1 protein-coding gene is annotated in these 326 nt (G+C 60.1%); it reads right to left on the bottom strand.

Going from position 1 to position 326, the window contains the following annotated elements; all coding sequences use genetic code 11:
- Positions 1–29: 29 nt before the first annotated feature.
- Positions 30–326, bottom strand: a 297-nt coding sequence (locus HWE01_RS22640; RefSeq protein ID WP_241822959.1) for an ATP-binding cassette domain-containing protein, incomplete at its 5' end; no start/stop codon positions are given.

Below are 326 nucleotides of genomic sequence, written 5' to 3'. Positions count from 1 at the left end.
GTTTCTTCACCACGCACTGAAACCACCCATCATCCCTCACCCAGATAAGCCGCCTTCACCCGCGGATCATCCAGCATCTGCTGCGCCTGCCCTTCCATGGTAATCAGGCCCGACTCCATCACATAGCCGCGATGCGCCGCTTCCAGCGCCAGCTTGGCGTTCTGTTCCACCAGCAGGATGGTGATGCCCTGCGCCGACACATTGCGGATCACTTCAAAGATCTTCTCCACCATGATCGGCGACAGACCCATCGACGGCTCATCCAGCAACAGCAGCTTGGGATGGCTCATCAGCGCACGCGCCATCGCCAGCATCTGCTGCTCGCC

The organism is Herbaspirillum sp. C7C8 (genome assembly GCF_022627875.1).
Lineage (GTDB): Bacteria > Pseudomonadota > Gammaproteobacteria > Burkholderiales > Burkholderiaceae_D > Herbaspirillum.
Note: the sequence above shows the minus strand (reverse complement) of the source record. Positions and strands in the feature narration are given on the sequence as shown.